The following is a 17,744-nucleotide window of genomic DNA, read 5'->3' on the forward strand; positions in this document are numbered from 1 at the left end:
ATCCATTGCGAAGCGCGACCACGGCCAGAACTCAGGGAAATTAGGTTCCGATTCCCCCAAAAAGGCCAATCCGCAAGCAGACGAGGTCAGTCGAGCCGACAGGCAGCAATCAAATCCAAAGACTTCACCTATAAGGCTTGGTCCTAAGTGCGAAACCTGGGTCGTCGTTTGACGTCGGCCAAGCTTTGGGGGGAATGATGAAGGTCACGCTGCTTAACGCCGGAACCATGCCAGCCATACTGAATCGCCTTATTCGCGACCATGATGAAATCCAGATCGCAGTGGCTTGGGGATATAATGGGACGCTGGCCGATCGATTGATGGAAAACAAGGAGAAATTCCGCTCCGTTACCTTCGGTTTAAACGGTTTTGCGACCTCACCCGATCTTGTAGAGCGCCTAATCGGCACCAAGAATGCCTTCATCGCCAAAGCAGACAAGGGCATCTTCCATCCCAAGCTCTATTTGTTCCGAACTGGAAGCAAGGCTGAGGCCATCGTCGGAAGTGCCAATTTCACGAATGGCGGTCTGGGCCTTAATCACGAGGCTTGCCTGCACATCGAAGGCTCGGTCAACAATGAGATTTTCGATCAGATACAGAGTGAGCTTTCCGGCTATGACCCACTGAAACAACGTGTCACCCAGGTGCTTGCGGACAGCTATCGCCGACAATTCGAGGCCGCTCGTAAGCGGCGCGGCCAGCGCGATCCCATCCTTCCCGACGACAGGAAGAGCGGGAAGGGCCTCACCTCGTCCTTGGCCAAAATGAATTGGGACGAATTCGCGCGAACGGCAAAACTCGACCCTCACCATCATTTCAAGCGCCGCATGAAACTCCTTCGCGCAGTTCAGCGCCTTTTCGCAAGTGCCGGGCGGTTCTCGGACCTTTCAGTGACCGAATGTAAGGGGATCGCCGGCACGCTCGGCAACGCCGAGAAAGAAGCCGCAGGCCTTGGGGACCATGATTGGGGCTGGTTCGGCTCGATGGGCGGTAACGGCGACTTCGCCGGTCTAATAGCGAAGCAAGACCGCCGGCTTGGCGCCGCCTTGGACTGCATCCCCCGGAAAGACCCCGTAACGTTGGAGGACTTCACGGAATATTGTCGCAAATTCCGCAAAGCATTTGTGGATGCCCAAGCCCATCATGTCGGCGAATACCCTACCGCAACGCGGCTTCTCGCCATGAAACGCCCGGACACGTTCGTTTGCGCGAACGGAAAGAATAAGGCCAATTTGGCGAAAGCTTTAAGTTTCGCGCCGACAACGCTTGCGTTGGAAAATTACTGGGATCGAGTCATCGTCCCGATCCAGTCATCGCCTTGGTATAACGCGCCGCGCCCCGACGGGGATGATAGCGAGTTGTGGGACTATCGGGTCGCCATGCTCGACACGATCTATTACAACGAACATGCCTGACAACGCTTGCCAAGAAGCTAAAGCCTCTTGACGGATAGCCTCACGTTCGTCGCCACTGATCCCGCATAATCGTGTGCCAGGCTATTAAATGGATCCCGATGCGCTAGGGTCAGGACCTATTAATTTGGCTTGAGATGTGATTCACGGTTCCGGAAGGAGACCGTGATGGGTGATTTGGTTTTGCTGAGCGAGCGCCAGATGGCGCGGATTGAACCCTATTTCCCGCTGGCGCATGGCGTACCGCGTGTCGATGATCGCAGAGTGATCAGCGGCATCGTCTACGTTATTAAGCATGGCCTGCAATGGAAGGACGCGCCGAAGGATTACGGGCCGCATAAAACGCTCTACAACCGTTTCATTCGCTGGAGCCGGCTCGGCGTCTTCGACCGCATCTTCGCAGCGCTGGCGGCCGAAGGCCCGAAGCCCGAGCGCATCATGATCGACGCGACGCATCTGAAGGCACACCGGACGGCGGCGAGCCTGCTCAAAAAGGGGATGTTCCCCGTCGTATCGGGCGAACCAAAGGCGGACTGAACTCCAAGCTGCATACCGTTTGTGACGGTGAAGGCCGTCCGATCATCATGGTACTCAGCGAAGGGCAGATGAGCGATCACAAGGGCGCACGTCTTGTGCTTGACGCCTTGCCGCCAGCCAAGACGCTGATTGCCGACCGGGGTTATGACAGCACGCAGTTCCGAGAGGCACTAAAAGAAAAGGGCATTGAGCCCTGCATTCCCTCAAGCCGCAGCCGAAAGATACCTTATCCCTACGACAAGAGCCTCTACCGTCAGCGCCACAAGGTCGAAAACCTCTTCGCCAAGCTCAAGGACTGGCGGCGCATCGCCACCCGCTACGATCGATGCGCACACACCTTCTTCTCCGCCCTCTGCATCGCAGCAACCGTCATCTTCTGGCTTTGATCAATGAGTCCTGAGGTAAGCGACAAGGAGACCCCATCTGGCAGGGGTGATGGACGTCACGCTATGGCAGGCATCTGATTTCTCTGACTGTGAGGATCTATGTCTACGCCTACGGCTAGCCCTAGAATGATCCATATGATTGAGGCGGTAACGGATCGACTTGAGGGTTCTCCCCGCCAGTTGCGACGTTTCTGGTCTGACGAATTTAAGGTGGAGGCCGTTGAGGAGGCTTGCCGGCCTGGAGTGAATATCTCGGCGATCGCACGACGGATCGGGATTACGCCCTCTCAACTCTACCGGTGGCGGCGAGACCTTCTGAACGAGAGCGAGCCGGACCATGTGGCGTCGGCTGAAAGTGGACAGAGATCGATGATCGGGGTCAGCTCTGTCGTCGAGGTGGTCATCGGCGACGTTGTAATCCGGGCCGGTGCTGAGATCGACGAGGCGCATTTGCAGCGCGTTATCCGAGCGGTACGCTCGGCATGATCCCGTCAGGCGTGAAGGTCTTCCTTGCGAGCCATCCGATCGACTTCCGCAAGGGGCCGGACAGCCTGCTTTCGCTGGTGCGGGATGCTGGCAGTGATCCGTTCAACGGAGCGCTCTATGTCTTTCGGGCGAAACGAGCAGACCGGATCAAGATCGTATGGTGGGATGGCTCGGGCGTCTGCCTTTATGCCAAACGGCTAGAGAAAGCTCAGTTCTGCTGGCCACGTATCGGCCACAGCCGCGTCCAGCTGAATCATGCCCAGCTTCTGGCTTTGGTGGATGGTATGGACTGGAAGCGGGTGCGGTCGACGCCAGTCAAACCTCCCGAGATTGTTGGGTAAAACCACTGCGGCGAAGTGAATCAGGTGCCTGAAACCGCGGGCGGATCACGGCAAAATATGCTCTGATCTGACCCATGACGCGACCCGAGATCGAGCTCCCGGATGATGTAGAGGCCCTGAAAGCTATGGTTCTCGCCATGGCCGAAAAGGCAGCCCGCGTCGAGGCTTTGGAAAAGCAGGTTGATGACCTCGAGGCCCGGAACGCTGACGCCGACGAACGCATCGAGCGGCTGACGCAAATCCTGAAGGCTTTTGATCGGGCCCGCTTTGGACGGCGTTCGGAAAAGCTGGCGTCCCCGGTCGATGACGAGCAGCATGCCTTTGTCTTCGAGGAGATCGAGACCGGCATTGCGGCGATAAAGGCCCAGGTCACGAAGGGCCGCGGGAATGCGGACGGCAAGCGTGCACCACGGCCACGCAAGGGCTTCGCGCCGCATCTTGAGCGCGTCGAGATCGTGATCGAGCCGGAAGAGTTGCCGGAGCATGCGGGCAAGCAGAAGATCCTGATCGGAGAAGACGTCTCCGAACGGCTCGATGTCGTCGCAGCCAGGTTCCGTGTTATCGTCACGCGTCGTCCCAAGTACGCCTTTAGGAACGAGGACGGCGTCATCCAGGCCGCGGCTCCCGCACACATCATCGAAGGCGGCATTCCAACAGAAGCACTTCTGGCCCAGATCGCGGTCTCCAAATATGCCGATGGCCTTCCGCTTTATCGCCAGGAAGCGATCTACGCGCGTGACAAGGTCGAACTTGACCGCAAGCTCATGGCCCAATGGATGGGCAAGTTGGGGTTCGAACTCGACATCCTTGCCGATTACATCCTGAACGAGATCAAGAAGGCGGAGCGGATCTTTGCCGATGAAACGACCTTGCCGACACTTGCGCCTGGGTCCGGGTCGGCAAAGACAGCATGGCTATGGGCTTACGCCAGGGATGACCGCACTTTCGGAGGCAGCGGTCCACCGTTGGTGGCCTATCGCTTTGAAGACAGTCGAGCGACCGAGTGCGTCGCACGACATCTGAGCGGCTATCGCGGCATCCTGCAGGTTGACGGGTATGGTGCTTACAGCAAGCTTGTCCGCAAGGATGGAGGCAACGACGGCGTTGTCCTGGCTGGCTGCTGGTCACATAGCCGGCGGAAGTTCTACGAATTGCACGCGGCGAAGAGCTCGAAGGTCGCCACAGAGACGGTCGAGCGTATGGCGAGGCTCTGGGAAATCGAAGAAACCGTCCGCGGCCAAAGTCCCGAAGCTCGTGTCGCAGCGCGTCAGGAAAGTTCGGCGGCGATCGTCCGTGACCTCTTCACACTCTGGCAGGCAACTTTGCCGCGGGTGTCGGGAAAATCCAAACTCGCCGAAGCTCTCCGGTATGCCATATCGCGTCGCGACATATTCGAGCGCTTCCTGACCGACGGCCGTGTCGAGCTCGACTCCAACATTGTCGAGCGAGCTATCAGACCCCAGGCCATCACCAGAAAAAATAGCCTCTTCGCTGGCAGCGACGGCGGCGGCAGGACCTGGGCTACGATCGCGACACTCCTGCAGACAGCAAAGATGAATGCCGTCGATCCGCAAGCCTGGCTTACCCAGACACTTGAGCGCCTCGCAAATGGATGGCCCAGCAGCGATATTGACGCGCTCATGCCGTGGAACTACGCCGCCTGAACGGCCCCGGCTTGTCGCTTACGTCCTGAGCCTAGCTGCAGAGGATTAATTTGAACAGCAGTTTCAGGTTTCAGGAACGAGCGTGCGAGGATTCCGGTTACTTACTAATCTGAGTTTTCTCATGTTGTAGGTGACTTGCTTCCAACCAGCGCTGTCGGCTTGGCCGGAAAACAGCAGACTGCACAAGTAAGCACCTCCATCGCGGGGGCGACCCGAAGAAGCACGATTGCGCAGTCGACCGAAGCGCCTGAACTTTGACTGGTTTCAGCGCCTTCTTCGTAGCCTCGGCGCCGGTCGTACTGGAACTCGTTCGGTCCGGCTGCAATCGGGAAATTGATTGCAACCGCAAAATACTGAACCGTCTCGGTTGCGTATCTCGACGATCTGGCCCACGAGGCAGGTCGGACATTGGCGCAGGGCGGTTCCTTCGATCGTCTCGAACCGGACCTCGTCGCCGGCGATCTCGCAGAGTTCCCGGATGTATCGCGATGGTTGGCGGCTGTCCGTGACCAGGTACACGCCCCGACTAGCCCGTGTCAGCGCGACGTAGAACAGGCGCCTTTCTTCGGCGTACGCGAATGTTTCGGGGCGGGGGATCACCAGGTTGAGCAGCTCGTCGTCTTCGATCCGGCTCGGCACGCCGTAATTGCCCTCGCTGACATCAAGCAGGATCGTGTAGTCCGCTTCGAGCCCCTTCGCCCGATGGAAAGACAGGCCGCAAACCTCAATGTTTGTGAACGTCGGTAGGCTTTCGCGGAACGGATCGACGTGGTTGTAACGCCACAGCACCAAGACCTTGAGCTTGGTGCCCTGCTCGTTCCGCCATTTCGGGGCAATGTCCTCCAAAAACATGTCGAGCCGCTCGAGAAGGCGATGGCAGGGCAATCCGAAGTCGGGCTTGTCCCCTTTGCCTTCGATAGGGATTACCCTTATCGAGCGAGGAACCGCAGCACATATCGATCGCACCGATTTCGTGATCTGTTCCGGATTGCGTTGGACGAACTTCGCAGCCGTCTCCGCAATAAGCTGGTTGCAGCGATACGTCTGTTCAAGGCGCCCCATCCAACTGGCACCAAAGTTTGCCTCGAACTGTGTGAAGATCGTGATGTCCGAGCCCGCAAAGCGGTAGATCGACTGCCAGTCATCACCAACCGCAAACACCTTGCTGAACGCCTTCTGCTGGTTCATCGCCTTGATGAGGTTAGCGCGCGGTTCGGAAATATCCTGAAACTCATCGACCAGGATCAGAGAATACGGGCTCAAATACCGGCCCGTCTGAACCAGTCTTACGGCATCGGCGATCATTGAGTCGAAATCGATCCGCTGGGATTCGTCGAGTTGGCGGGAATATTCCGACGTGATCATCCATACGACACGCGCGAAGAGTTTTGCACGTTCCTTGTCGTGAAGGGTTTTGGCGCGCTCGAGCAGCATTTCCAGCGTGAGGTGACTGGCGCGAATATGCTTGATGCAGGTCGAAATGAGCTTGTGATAGTGCTTGATCACCACCGGCTCGAGGGCTTTGGTGATTTCCTGATAGCTCTTTCGCTCAACTGGGATGGCGCGGCGTGCCAGTTCCGCTTCAAGCGTGCTCAGCATCGTTTCGCTGTTAGCCTGCGCCGAGGTCGTCTCGAAGAAATCAATTCCTTTCCGACGATAGGCCTGTCGTTTGGACTCGGCGTGTTGGGCATAATCTGCGAAAGGCGACGTCCCGTCGGCATTAAGCGCGAAATGCTCGTGTACCGTTTCGGTCAGCGGATAGTAGAAATCGGGATGCACGTGTAGGCGGGTGCCGTCCTCATTTTCGATCTCAATCTGCCGCTCGTATTGGAAGGCGACAGAATGCAGCCATAGCCAGTTGGCGATCTTTTGCTCTTGCAGCGATTTGACGATGACCCCGGAAAGCGATCCGATCATGGCCGCGCCCTTTCTGAGGCGGTCCGACGTATAGCGACGAAAATCCGCGTCAGTGTCGAAAACTGTGGCGGGGATGTCCGCTTTAGGATGAACAACCAACAAGTCGCTCCACATTCTGGCAAACTCCAGGTCCGTCTCGACAAGACCTCGGACAATCTCTTCTAGCACTCTGGTCTCTCCGCCAGGGTGGTCTACCCAGTTCGCAAGCTGGGGCGGGCGTCCATCAACGTCTTCAATAATGCCACGTCCCAACGCATGAAACGTCGTGACGCGACACTCCAGCGCGCTTTCCTCGACTTGGAGCTGTCTTGCAATCCTCGTCCTGAGTTCATCGGCAGCGCTTTTGTTGAAGGCCAGAAGCAAGATTTCGTCTGCACGATAGAGCTTCTTTTCCAACACATAGGCGACCTTGCCGACCATAGTCGCCGATTTGCCGGACCCGGCCGAGGCAACCAGCAGGTTATTGTCTTCGAGACGAATACAGGCCTCGCGTTGCTGGTCGGATAGGGAGCGCCCATCGAGATTATCGAAGAAGAGCTGGAATTTAACCAGCTCGGAGGTTACGAACGTTTCATTGTAGATGTGTCGAACGCCCGGGTCGGTCAGCATGGCGAGCGAAGCTGGGAGTGATTTCTTGAGCCCGACCGGCATCAACTGTGGATCGAGAAGTGGATGCGAGAGGGCTGCTGCGGCGTTGCCGGGCACGCTCGCAATCGCCCGGCCAAGATCGGCTTGCGCGAGATATTGTCGATTGTCTTCTGTTATCTCTCGAATCTTGACGTCCACATCGAACAAACGCTCTCTCTCCGTGCCTATAACGCTGAAGAGGTAGGTGTTGATGAAAGCATGAACGTCTGCGACTAGCTGCGCGGCCGATTCACCACTCAGCCCTGACAGGGTATCTGTTCTGCTCCGTGTTCGGATCTCGACGGTATGCCAGAGCAGAGCCTTGGTCGTGGTGAGGGACACGATATGGAGGCAGCGGAGTTCTTCATCACCATCCTGACGCAGCCTGATGCTTTCGGGCCGCCCGGAGTCCAAGATCAGCTTCCAGTATTTGGAAGAGAACAATCTCGCGAGGAAGCTGGGGCGATACGTACGCGCCCGGCCTGAGAATAAGTTACTTAGAGCCACATTCGATATGCCCAGAACAGCGATCTTCGGAGTCGTGTAGCATCAACATATTGAAATGTTCCAAATCACCCGAGGTTAAAAACGAAAGCCGCACTGTCCCCTCCTGCGATCGGACGCATTGGTGTAGGGGGGCCGCCGGCGCTCCAAGTCGACCGGCAAGACATGCAACAGCAACCTATCTGATAATTTGAAGGGAGCCCGTAAACTTCCCGGCGTAGGTGCAGAGCCTGGATTGCGCAACGTCTGTGACGCGATACTCCGGAAGCTCCGGGACGCCGCCGCTTTCAACCACGCAAGCAAGGACCGGCTGATTGCCGCTTACAGCAGGATTCTGGGTATCTCTGAAGCCAACCTCGTTTGGACCTATCTGAACAAGAGGACGCATGAGGAAGCGGACCGGGACGATTTCGACGCCGAAGTGGTTGAAACCGTCGTTCAGTCTCTCGAAGCGCTGGATGCAATCGAGCTGCGCCGAGGACGGTAGCTGCGCGCGACATGCGATGCTTCCGTGTTGCCGGCGCAGTAGAGTGACAATCCCCTGTCAATCGGCGTCCAAAAATCACCCCTTATCGGCGTCCAATTTTGACCCCCCCAGTAGTGTAGATCAGCGCTTGGCCTGCCCGGCGCTGGCCGGGGTTGCAGAGGGTAGGCCAAGTGCGGGTAATGATCGTCTTCGGCTTTAGCTTTGAGAGCGGTTCTTGAAGCGCCAGGACTCGTTTCCGGTTTCGACAATCTCGCAGTGATGGGTCAGACGGTCGAGGAGCGCGGTCGTCATCTTTGCATCGCCGAACACTGTCGGCCATTCGCCGAACGCCAGGTTCGTAGTGACGATGATCGACGTGCGCTCATAGAGCCTGCTGATCAGATGGAACAGGAGTTGGCCGCCCGCCTGGGCAAATGGCAGATAACCGAGTTCATCGAGGATGATGAAGTCGAGACGGTTGAGATAGTCGGCCGTCCGCCCCTGCTTGCCGCTGCGCGTTTCCGTTTCCAACCGATTGACCAGATCGACGACGTTGAAGAAGCGCCCGCGTGTTCCGTTGCGGATCAGTGCACGGGCAATTGCGATGGCCAGATGGCTCTTTCCGGTTCCCGTGCCGCCGACGAGGACGACATTGCGCTGATCGGCGACGAAGGTGCCGGTGGCCAGGTCCCGCACCAGGGATTCATTGACGGGTGTATCGGTGAAGTCGAAGTCATCGATGTCCTTGGCGAGGGGCAGCTTGGCGATGCTGAGCTGGTAGCGAATGGAGCGGGCCTGCTTCTCGGCGATCTCCGACTGCAGGAGATCGCCGACGATGCGGGGTGGTTCGTGCTGCCGCTTGATGCCGTTGCCCATGACCTCGTCGTAAGCGCTGCGCATTCCATAGAGCTTCAGCGTGCTCATCAGTTCGAGAACCTGTGTGCGTTCCATCAGCTTGCCCTCCTGAGGCTGTCATACCGTGCGCAGTCGGCGACCGGCTCATGGGTCAACCGCAGCGCATCTGGGGTCTGAAGAGTGATTGCCGGAGCCGGATCACGGCTCCGGGCCAGAATGTTGAGGATTACCGAGGCCGAGCAGACGCCGTGATCCAAAGCCTCCTGACAGGCAGCATCGACGGCCGCCAGACCGTCGGTGGGAACACAGCCGAGGATGGTGACCATTTGCCGATCACCGTCATGGGCGCTCTTCAGCCGCCGGCGCACTTTCTCCATCGCGGCGGGCAAGACCCATTCCCGGAACGGCGCGCCGTTGCGCAAAGCACCGGGTTTACGAGCCAGGACAGGGACGTAGTGCCAGGGGTCGTAGACCGTCTCGCCACGGCCAAAGCAACGAGGATGCTCACCAACGTTCACGCCATCCTGCCGGATCACGATCTTCTCGGCATAGGCATGAACCTCGACAGGGCGGCCGACCGCCGTCGAGAGGACGGAGTATTTGTTATTGTCGAAGCGGACCGTGCAGGTCTTCGACACCGAGGCCGGAACGCAGTGGAAACCGTCGAACGGGCCGACATAGTGCACCAGGCTGCCGCGCTCCTCCTCGAACATCTGCCAGATCATCCGCTCGGTCTGCTCGGGATGGCGGTGTGCCTTGGCGTAGGCGATGCACTTATCGAGCAGCCAGACGTTCAGCTCTTCCAGGCTTTTGACCCGCAGGCGTGGGGTGAAGAAGCGTTCGCGCACGAGACCAACCTGGTTCTCGACCTGTCCCTTCTCCCATCCGGACGCGGGCGTGCAGGCGACCGGGTGGACCAGATAATGGCTGCACATCTGCACGAAGCGGCGATTGTATTGCCGCTCCTTGCCAACGAACACCGCTTCGACCGCCGTCTTCATGTTGTCGTAGATGCCGCGCGTGCAGGTGCCACGGAAGAAGGCGAAGGCCTTGTCATGCGCGTCGAACACCATCTCCTGGCTCTCGCGCATGTAGGCCCGGACGAACATCATCCGGCTGTGGCAGAGTCGGACATGCGCCACCTTCACGGTCGTCGTCACGCCGTTGATCAGAATGATCTCATGGCTCCAGTCGAACTGGTAAGCCTCACCTGGCGCGTAGTAGAGCGGCACATAGGCTTCCGCCGTCACGGCTCCCCGGTTCTTCGCCCAGGTCTTGGCATATCGCCGGATCGCGTCATAACTGCCATCATAGCCGAGTGCCCTGACCTCCTCGTAAATCCGGATCAGCGTCAGCCGCTCGCGCGACGGCTTGCCCTCATTGGCTGTCAGAAACCGCTCGATCTCCGCCTTCCAGGCTCCGATCCTTGGCAGCGGTTGCCGTTCTCGTTCATAGGTAAAATCGGTCTCGTCGGAACGCAGTATCTTGCGAACCGTGTTGCGCGACACATGAAGTTCCCGGACGATCTTCTTCACCGACCAGCCCTGCACATGGAAGGCCCGTCGAACACGCGCAATCGTATCCACTCGCTTCAACTCCCGCTCCATCCGCCGCAAAAAGCCGGATGGTCAGATGAAATCTGAGGGGGGTCAAAATTGGACGCCGATTACCCCGCCAAGGGGGTCAAATTTGCATGCCGAAACACAAATCCCCCTCCGATTCGCGGGGCCATTGTTGGTGAAGGACGCTTGAAGCGAGGCGAGAAGTGATCGAAGCAGGTACCGAGCAATCCTCGATGGTGCAGCCAGTCCTACCCCTTGCATCTGCCTGAAGGGCGATCTCCGCCGATTTTACAACGGGGATTGTCTTGCCTGCCAGGAACCGGAATCAAACCGCACTCGGGAAAGCATTCTCAAGCACAATTTCGAGGCCAGACCAGGTGAACCGAGTTATGGCAACTCTGGAAGAATCAGCGCGCGAGGTACCAAAGATGCTAAGGGGCGCGAGTTCATAGAGAGCGACGCGGTTTCGGCGCCCAAAGTTTTGCTGTCTTGGCCACGGAACCTTGCGGCATTTTACCCGTGCCGGCTTGCGTAAATCCCAGATGACGCATCACTTCCGCAACTATCGCTCCGGCACTCGCGGTACCCAGATCATGTGGATGGTAACGCTCTCCCAGGGCCTCCCGGATCATTGGCTCTACGCCGGCGAGCGCCGGCAACCCCTGTTCGACTGCTTCGCGAAGTCGCGTTTGCCCCGCCGGGGACCAAATAATCTCTTCCATCTTGAGATACACTGGATCATGCAGCGTCATACCGCCGGAACGAAGAGGCAGACCAGAACCGTCTATAAGGTCCATAATGGCTTGACCGCCATCATCTCGCTTTCTTCTCGCATTCTCGTAGAGTTGTGCGCGCCGCTCAGGACTCATCGCTTGCAGCGTTCCAAGATCGATTGTCATTTGCATACCCTTTGTGCGAGACAGGAAACCGCGCCGTAGAGTTCCTCGCTAGTGATCGGGCGCGTGTTCCGATCCGATGGCGGCGAGATTGATCGCAAGGCTCCGAGCCAGTGCTGGAGACGCATCGATCCTTTTCAGCATCTTCATGAATGCCTCCGGGTCGGGTTGCCCAAGTCCAAGTCTGTAGTACAACAGATCCTGCAGCATCATCTCCTTACGGGCGGTCTTTAGGCTGAATTGCCAGTCGAACGTGACGCTCACTGGCTTGGCGTGGCGCGGCAGCCACCAAGTCTCCAATCCTGTATGTGTGGATGGCTGCTCCCGCGCAGTTTTCAGCAACTGGCTGAATGGGCTTGCGCTGCTCGCATCCCCTGATACCAGCGCGCGCTCACCATGATCTTTTGCAATTGATCGTCGAACGGTCAGGCTAGCGTATCGTGCGATCCGCCCTTCGCGCTGTTCAAAATCGACGGGGTCGCTCGGAAGATCCCAGTGAACTATGCGATCGCACCATAAGTGGAAATCTAGTCCTTCCTGCCCCACTGACGTAGTGGCAAGCAAGTGTGGCCAGAATGGCGAGTTGAACGCCTTTCTCAGGGCGTCATTGCGCATCTTGCCACCCTTCTTCTTCGAGGCACGCTGTTGTTCTCCTCCGTTAAAAGGGACTACAGCTTGCACGGAGATGCGGTCGGCGACCTTTCCTTTGCGACGAAGCCTTACGCGACCGGGCCTATCGAGGAGGCTTTCTTCCAGCTCCTTCAGTATTTGCTTAGGTCGGATGCCGCCAAGATCGCACAACACACTCATCTGCTCGTCAAGGACGGCCTCAAAACCGCCCTTCAAGGTTGCCTCACAGAGCACTTCCGGATAGCGCTTTAGCTTGGACGAGCGGCCGATTAAACGGGCGAAGGAACGATGCCCGAGATACCCTCGTAGACGTCCCCATGAGAACTGAAACAACGACCGCGTTGCCGCCGCTGAATCTGTCGGGACATTGTGCCGTCTCGCGCACCTCGCTAGGATAGAACCAGGTGCCGACAATAGGTGATCGGCGAGGGCATGGAGCTCCGCCGGTGAAATTTCGGCAATGCCCGCCATTTCGGACCACATTCGACCGCCCTTGCCTGTTTTCGCCTGTCTAGCCGCGCCTAGCAGCCTCTGGAAGCCACGTTGCGATAGATAACGTTCGAGACCACACGCGACCTCCCATATGGGGCGCTTACGAGCCCCGGTTAATCTGACCAACCGGTGAGTTAGGAAGGTTTCAAGATCTCGTCGTGCGCGCCTTCGGACATGCCGGAGTGAGATATCGCTGTCCTTGAGCGGCTCTATCGCGTGAGCGAGTGTCGGCCAGGGCATAAACAAGCCCACGAGGGCGCTACTATCACCCCCGCCAGGCCGAAGAAGAGCTGGCTTTGATCTCTTGGCCACTCCCCGGCGCGCCCGGCCGTCTTCTTCCAGGTGAAGCGACAGGATTGCCGAAATGGCAGTGGGCGCCGCGCGCCATTTGCTGAATAGCAGTGTCTTGCCTGGCGCAAAGCTGTTGTCTGCCCAAGGGCCCTCAAGACGCCACCACGACAGCGTCGGCGGCTGCCAGGGCAAACTCAATTGGCGTGCGTCCCCGACAATCTTTGCTAGTTCGCGAAGTTGAGGATGCGCAGGCGGGTCGCGCCCGTTCAGTTCAATCGGGGGCTGACCAGCCTTCACAATGGTCGGCCAAAGGGCATACCCATGCAATGTCTGGTTCGGATATGGAACCGAGCTCCAAAGGGCCGGGGCCCAGCCTCTTAATTTCCCATCTGCACCCGATATTGATCGCGCGAAATGGCGAAAAATCTCCAAATCGCGGGACTCGACCCTGATTGGAAATTTGGGGCGGTTGAACAGGTCGTCTTCATGGACCAGTGCCCGCTCGGTTCGAGCTATTACCGGCCGGAGAACCGCCTCGATTCGTCTTTTTGCGCATTTGACGGCCTCGGAGACTTCACCGGGCTGGTCGTTGCCACGCAACGCACCTTGATAGGCGCGCATCGCCGATTCGACTTCGTTCTGCTTCTCCCGATTGGCTGTCAAAAAGCCCGCCAAGTCAATTAGAGCGCGATAGTGCTCGACCGGATGCAAGTCCTCGCCGCTCAGGCGCCGTAGTCGATATGGTGTGGCCGACAATAGGAGAATGCCGGGACGCTGTGGGCCGTTAAGTAGTGCTTCGATTAACAGCCCATGTATCCGTGCGCGCTCACGGCGTATCGGCGCTACGCTCATTTCCGGTTGCGGAAGGATCAAGTCCGCATAACGGTGGAATTCGTCGAGGATGATCAGATCTGGCCGGTGCTCGCCCGAGCGAAGTGTCGCGAGCGCCATCGCTGACCGCGCCCGGCCAATAAACTCGGCGATGCCCGTATCGCCCCTCTCCAACCATTCGCGGACAACAACGCTGAATGGTTTTTTTTCGCAGGCAAAAACATCTCGCAGCGCCCGATCAAGGCCCTTCCGCGAAAAACCACTCAGGTCACCTGATGACCCGGGAAGCAGTGGCCTTGATTTGCGCGCCCTATCCAACGCCAACAGCTGTTTGAGCAGAGGCGGATAGGGATCGACTATACGGCGGATGAGCTCGCGCTCTGCCTTCCTTCCAGTTCTGATCCCCGGCTTCCAGCCGGGCAGGCTTGTCTCGGGGGTAAAGGCGTAAATCCGAAACCCGTCGCCCCGTTGAGGAGGATTGGCGGAAACCAGACTGAGTCTGTCCTCACCAAGTGTATACTGTTCCTCTTCAATGCCGGTCAGTTCAATAAATTTCGCTCGATTCTGCCCCACTATTTCGAGACTTGGGCAGAGATAAAGTACGTTGAAATGCGCCCGTTTACCTTTCAAGGCGCGGGCTATCTCCCGCGCGATCATTGTTTTTCCGAGACCCACTTCGTCGGCAATCAGGAACCGACGAGGCCCATTTCCCGAGAGGGTGGCTATTGCCGCCTCGACAGTCGCGCGTTGGAAGGGCTCCAACATCCCTAGTTCTCCATCATCACAGCGGCGATCATCGCCATTAGAAACGGCTCGACCTCATCGAGCTCCTTTAGAGCTGCGATCCGTTCCTCTTCGTCGGGCAAGTCTTCGAAAGCCTCGCGGAAAGACGCCAACATAGTTGCCAAATGCGATACCTTCGCCTCGAAAGCATCTGGATCCCGTGTCCACCTCGCGAGCAAGCTTTCTAAGGTGAAATGGCTTGCAAAGGGATTTCCCTCTCGGCCGCGATATTCGGATCCCTTCCCGATATCGCTCCATCGCTCGCCGCTGGTCGCGTCAACATCGTCCATGAGTGAGCGCAACCACGCGCGAAATCGTGGCGCGCCGATATAGTGAGCAAGCAGTGCGTGGTCACGGCGCGTGCTGTCAAATTCGGCCCATTCGACCCGCTGCGTCCAAGTCCGCTCGATGACGGGATCGCGCCGGCTGCGAACACGGAAGGTGACAAGACTCGTCTGCTCGCGGAGCGGTGGCCTGTCGGAGAGCCGGATAGATGCCATCCCAGTCTCCCAATCCACCCACGTGTCTCGCAATACAAAGCTGGCGACGGAGATTTGAATGACGCTGAGGAGTTGATCAAAATTGGGATTTACCTCGAGGAGCAGGCTGTCCCCACTCTCCCTGAGCACCATGGAACTTTCGAGCAGGCTGGAGACATATTGGTCTAACGCGCGCCGCGCCTGCTCGCTGGCTAGCCGCTCTGGATCATCGGTATCGATACGGAAATCTAGGCTCGTTTGAACGAACGTGTTGAGGCTCTCAGCGATTTCCGGATTCGACAGTTTAACAATGGCAGTCGCTTCTGCATTGGGACCCCGTAAGCCATGGCGGGTCAGGTTCGCGCTTCCCAGCCATAGATCTGCCGTCTTCCGGCCGAGGGTCATGATCAGTTTGGCGTGCACTCCACGGGTGGGCGCATAAGCAAATTCCTCCTCCCCGGCGTTGTGAGAAATGTCCGCACTAACATGCGCCTCTGGTTCCGGCGTTCCAGCGATACGAAATTCAACTCCTTCGAACCCAGCGCAGTCCGAAGCTGCCCTAGCCGTCGTGAGCAGCGTCATTGGAACCGGTATAGCTTTGCGAAGCTCACGCAGCCCCTGCCGGTTCACGAACGGGGAGACGCAGACGAGCTTCTCCGGCTTCCCAGATGTCGGAATGTCAAGAAATGAGCGTTCCTCCCCGACACGTCGCCAGAACAGGCGCCGCACGACCACGCCTGGAGGCCCCCGCCATTTCAGTCTGCCAAGTTCGGCCAATTCGCTCGGAGACCATCGCGCCTCTTGCAGCAGGCCAGCGGCAAGTTCGGCGATATCCCCGAGCACTTGACCGCCCTTCCCTTGGTCTGCAATGAGAAGCAGCCCCGCATCAAGGTCGGTCGATCCAGTCAGGTTCCGACTTCCGATCCAAAAACGCCACTGCGCGCCCACTTTGGAGTCGTAGCGCGCTAGCGCCAGCTTAGGGTGCCAGCTCGCCTTCCGTTCGTCTGCAGACACTGCGTGCAGCATCGTGTCGAGCAGTGGAAGAATGGATCGATGCCTCGAAGGCACTGCTACCCTGCCTAGCTGGTGCATAACGAGCAGCTTTCCCCGGACCCTCTCGAACGCATCTACGAGGCCGAGGGGGCTTGCGTCGAATTCTGCTTCGCCTTGACCACCCAAGCTGAGAACCAGTCCCAGCATCGCTACGAGGTCCAACGAATAAGTGGTCACCACTGCCCTTGAGACAACCTGATCCGAACGCGGGCTGAGGGCAGCATAGATCGAAATTTGATTGGTTCGCTCAAAGCTCATGCCGCCTCAAGCACCTCCGAGATGAGGCCTCGCACCGTTGACCAACGGTAGTCGAGTGGCTCTGCGATGCCCTTGCTCCAATCAGCGCGGCGTGTTTCATTCGACAAATAGGCACGATCATCCTTAAGGTCCTGTTCGTGACGAACGATCGCAGGTTCGATATCGGCAAGCGTATCTTTGTGGCTTACCCACGATTGAATTCGTTTCAGGAATAGATAGAGCCCGGTGTCTAGCGAGGCATCTCGGGTCAAACCTTCCACGTTAAGCTCCAGTACTTGCGAACGATGCGCGTCGATCAATTCTGGCAGCGCGTCGAAATGGACCCTGTCACTACGGTCAAGATCACGATTTCGTCTCTGTTCAACGAGTGCCGAGTACGCAGCGCGCGCTATGCAGGCAAGGGACGCCGCACCCCGCGCATAGGAAAGCGCCGAGCGTTCACGGGGGGTAGCCACTTTTTGAATCTTATCAGACCAGAGGGACATGGGTGTTATGCCAGCCTCGACAAGTTTGCTGAGAAGGGGCGCTTCTCCATCGATTGCTCTTACCGAACGCCATCTGTGTCTGATGTAGGCGGCCTCATCATGGGTAAGCTCGAAAGGTAATCGGCCACGCTTCTGTCGCCAATCAGGAGGCGCGGCCGGCAAGCCGTCGAAGAGGATAGCCGAGGAAGCACGCGCGCTGTCGCCCCCATCTTCGTAACGCACCAATCTCGGCCAAGATCGATGCAAATCTCTCTGGCTAGGTGGATCGTGGCGTTCGTGAACGGGATTAAGCAGGCGCCAAGACCGTAGTGAACTCCAATAGATCCGACTGGCGGGCACCACCGGTAATTGGTTGTCCCGGTACTTCATCCACCCCGAAATGCCCGAGTTCTGAAGCACCGGAACAGTCTGCATCAGCCGACGCGAGTATCGTTCCTCTATGCCCTTCATCATCTCGAACGGAAACGGTTGGCCAGCAGTCGCTTGACGTAACTCTTCATAGGTCCAAGCGACGAAAAAAACATAACGCAGCCGCGCGTGCTGCACCGAAGTTCCGGGAAAGAAGCGATCAGCATAAGCAAAGTGCATCGCCCCGAAACCAAGTTCGTCGCGCGTATCCATCGTTGAGAGCATGTCGAGATATCGTGCTGCAGAGGCACGATCTGACTCGGACAACGTGAACCAGCCAATGGCCGGGTCGGTATTGCGCATCACAAGCACACAGCCCCTTCCCCACAAGGGAGGTTACAAGCGGCCGATCATATTTCCAAGAGCTTAATCAACCTTAAA

The 17,744-nt window shown here is 57.9% G+C and carries 12 protein-coding genes and 1 pseudogene; 6 read left to right on the forward strand and 7 right to left on the reverse strand.

Annotated elements, in window-relative coordinates; translation table 11 throughout:
- The first annotated feature begins 197 nt into the window (after positions 1 to 197).
- The 5 genes from IB265_RS35105 (at position 198) to IB265_RS35125 (ending at position 4,826) form a co-directional block, all read left to right on the forward strand.
- Positions 198 to 1,415 (forward strand): phospholipase D family protein, encoded by a 1,218-nt coding sequence (locus tag IB265_RS35105; RefSeq protein WP_192496100.1) that lies wholly within the window; start codon positions 198 to 200, stop codon positions 1,413 to 1,415.
- Positions 1,416 to 1,580: 165 nt separating this feature from the next.
- A protein-coding gene (locus tag IB265_RS35110) for an IS5 family transposase (RefSeq protein WP_246806151.1) occupies positions 1,581 to 2,335 on the forward strand; the annotation gives its coding sequence in 2 pieces (ribosomal slippage) (positions 1,581 to 1,914 and positions 1,914 to 2,335; 756 coding nt in all).
- Positions 2,336 to 2,461: 126 nt separating this feature from the next.
- Positions 2,462 to 2,821 carry a transposase gene (locus IB265_RS35115; RefSeq protein WP_246806152.1) on the forward strand — a complete coding sequence of 120 codons (360 nt, stop codon included), beginning with the start codon at positions 2,462 to 2,464 and terminating at the stop codon, positions 2,819 to 2,821.
- Entirely contained in the window at positions 2,818 to 3,162 is a 345-nt protein-coding gene (tnpB, locus tag IB265_RS35120) for an IS66 family insertion sequence element accessory protein TnpB (protein ID WP_057249416.1), read from the forward strand. Before IB265_RS35115 ends, tnpB begins: the two co-directional genes overlap by 4 nt.
- A 74-nt stretch (positions 3,163 to 3,236) precedes the next feature.
- The gene (locus tag IB265_RS35125; protein ID WP_113134000.1) at positions 3,237 to 4,826 is read left to right on the forward strand and encodes an IS66 family transposase; all 1,590 of its coding nucleotides are present in this window, start codon (positions 3,237 to 3,239) and stop codon (positions 4,824 to 4,826) included.
- Positions 4,827 to 5,090: 264 nt separating this feature from the next.
- Here the strand turns inward: IB265_RS35125 and IB265_RS35130 are convergent, their stop codons facing one another.
- Complete coding sequence (locus IB265_RS35130; RefSeq protein WP_246806153.1) at positions 5,091 to 7,784, reverse strand: UvrD-helicase domain-containing protein; 2,694 nt, start codon at positions 7,782 to 7,784, stop codon at positions 5,091 to 5,093.
- 325 nt (positions 7,785 to 8,109) lie between these two features.
- Here IB265_RS35130 and IB265_RS35135 point away from each other — a divergent pair, with 325 nt between their 5' ends.
- Positions 8,110 to 8,361, forward strand: a complete 252-nt coding sequence (locus IB265_RS35135) for a hypothetical protein (protein ID WP_246806154.1) — start codon at positions 8,110 to 8,112, stop codon at positions 8,359 to 8,361.
- 195 nt (positions 8,362 to 8,556) lie between these two features.
- Here IB265_RS35135 and istB read toward each other — a convergent pair whose 3' ends face one another.
- The 6 genes and pseudogenes from istB to IB265_RS35165 form a co-directional block, all read right to left on the reverse strand.
- Positions 8,557 to 9,291, reverse strand: coding sequence for an IS21-like element helper ATPase IstB (gene istB, locus IB265_RS35140; RefSeq protein ID WP_192496102.1), 735 nt, complete (start codon positions 9,289 to 9,291; stop codon positions 8,557 to 8,559).
- A gap of 5 nt (positions 9,292 to 9,296) precedes the next feature.
- A pseudogene (gene istA, locus IB265_RS35145) lies at positions 9,297 to 10,790 on the reverse strand (IS21 family transposase); the annotation flags it as partial.
- A gap of 413 nt (positions 10,791 to 11,203) precedes the next feature.
- Positions 11,204 to 11,656, reverse strand: a complete 453-nt coding sequence (locus tag IB265_RS35150; protein WP_192496104.1) for a hypothetical protein — start codon at positions 11,654 to 11,656, stop codon at positions 11,204 to 11,206.
- 48 nt (positions 11,657 to 11,704) lie between these two features.
- A complete protein-coding gene (locus tag IB265_RS35155) occupies positions 11,705 to 14,662 on the reverse strand; it encodes a DEAD/DEAH box helicase family protein (RefSeq protein ID WP_192496105.1) in 2,958 nt (985 codons plus the stop codon).
- A 2-nt stretch (positions 14,663 to 14,664) separates the two neighbouring features.
- Positions 14,665 to 16,470 (reverse strand): phospholipase D family protein, encoded by a 1,806-nt coding sequence (locus tag IB265_RS35160; protein ID WP_192496106.1) that lies wholly within the window; start codon positions 16,468 to 16,470, stop codon positions 14,665 to 14,667.
- A complete protein-coding gene (locus IB265_RS35165; protein ID WP_192496107.1) occupies positions 16,467 to 17,666 on the reverse strand; it encodes a DUF6361 family protein in 1,200 nt (399 codons plus the stop codon). The genes IB265_RS35160 and IB265_RS35165 overlap by 4 nt, the downstream gene beginning before the upstream one ends.
- Positions 17,667 to 17,744 lie beyond the last annotated feature (78 nt).

Source organism: Ensifer sp. ENS10 (assembly GCF_014852025.1).
Taxonomy (GTDB): Bacteria; Pseudomonadota; Alphaproteobacteria; order Rhizobiales; family Rhizobiaceae; genus Ensifer.

What these genes read in the sequence shown, in the direction of transcription:
- IB265_RS35105 (WP_192496100.1), top strand. Translation starts at nt 198, where the DNA reads ATGAAGGTCACGCTGCTTAACGCCGGAACCATGCCAGCCATACTGAAT.
- IB265_RS35115 (WP_246806152.1), top strand. Translation starts at nt 2,462, where the DNA reads ATGATCCATATGATTGAGGCGGTAACGGATCGACTTGAGGGTTCTCCC.
- tnpB (WP_057249416.1), top strand. Translation starts at nt 2,818, where the DNA reads ATGATCCCGTCAGGCGTGAAGGTCTTCCTTGCGAGCCATCCGATCGAC.
- IB265_RS35125 (WP_113134000.1), top strand. Translation starts at nt 3,237, where the DNA reads ATGACGCGACCCGAGATCGAGCTCCCGGATGATGTAGAGGCCCTGAAA.
- istB (WP_192496102.1), bottom strand. Translation starts at nt 9,291, where the DNA reads ATGGAACGCACACAGGTTCTCGAACTGATGAGCACGCTGAAGCTCTAT.
- IB265_RS35150 (WP_192496104.1), bottom strand. Translation starts at nt 11,656, where the DNA reads ATGACAATCGATCTTGGAACGCTGCAAGCGATGAGTCCTGAGCGGCGC.
- IB265_RS35155 (WP_192496105.1), bottom strand. Translation starts at nt 14,662, where the DNA reads ATGTTGGAGCCCTTCCAACGCGCGACTGTCGAGGCGGCAATAGCCACC.
- IB265_RS35160 (WP_192496106.1), bottom strand. Translation starts at nt 16,470, where the DNA reads ATGAGCTTTGAGCGAACCAATCAAATTTCGATCTATGCTGCCCTCAGC.
- IB265_RS35165 (WP_192496107.1), bottom strand. Translation starts at nt 17,666, where the DNA reads ATGCGCAATACCGACCCGGCCATTGGCTGGTTCACGTTGTCCGAGTCA.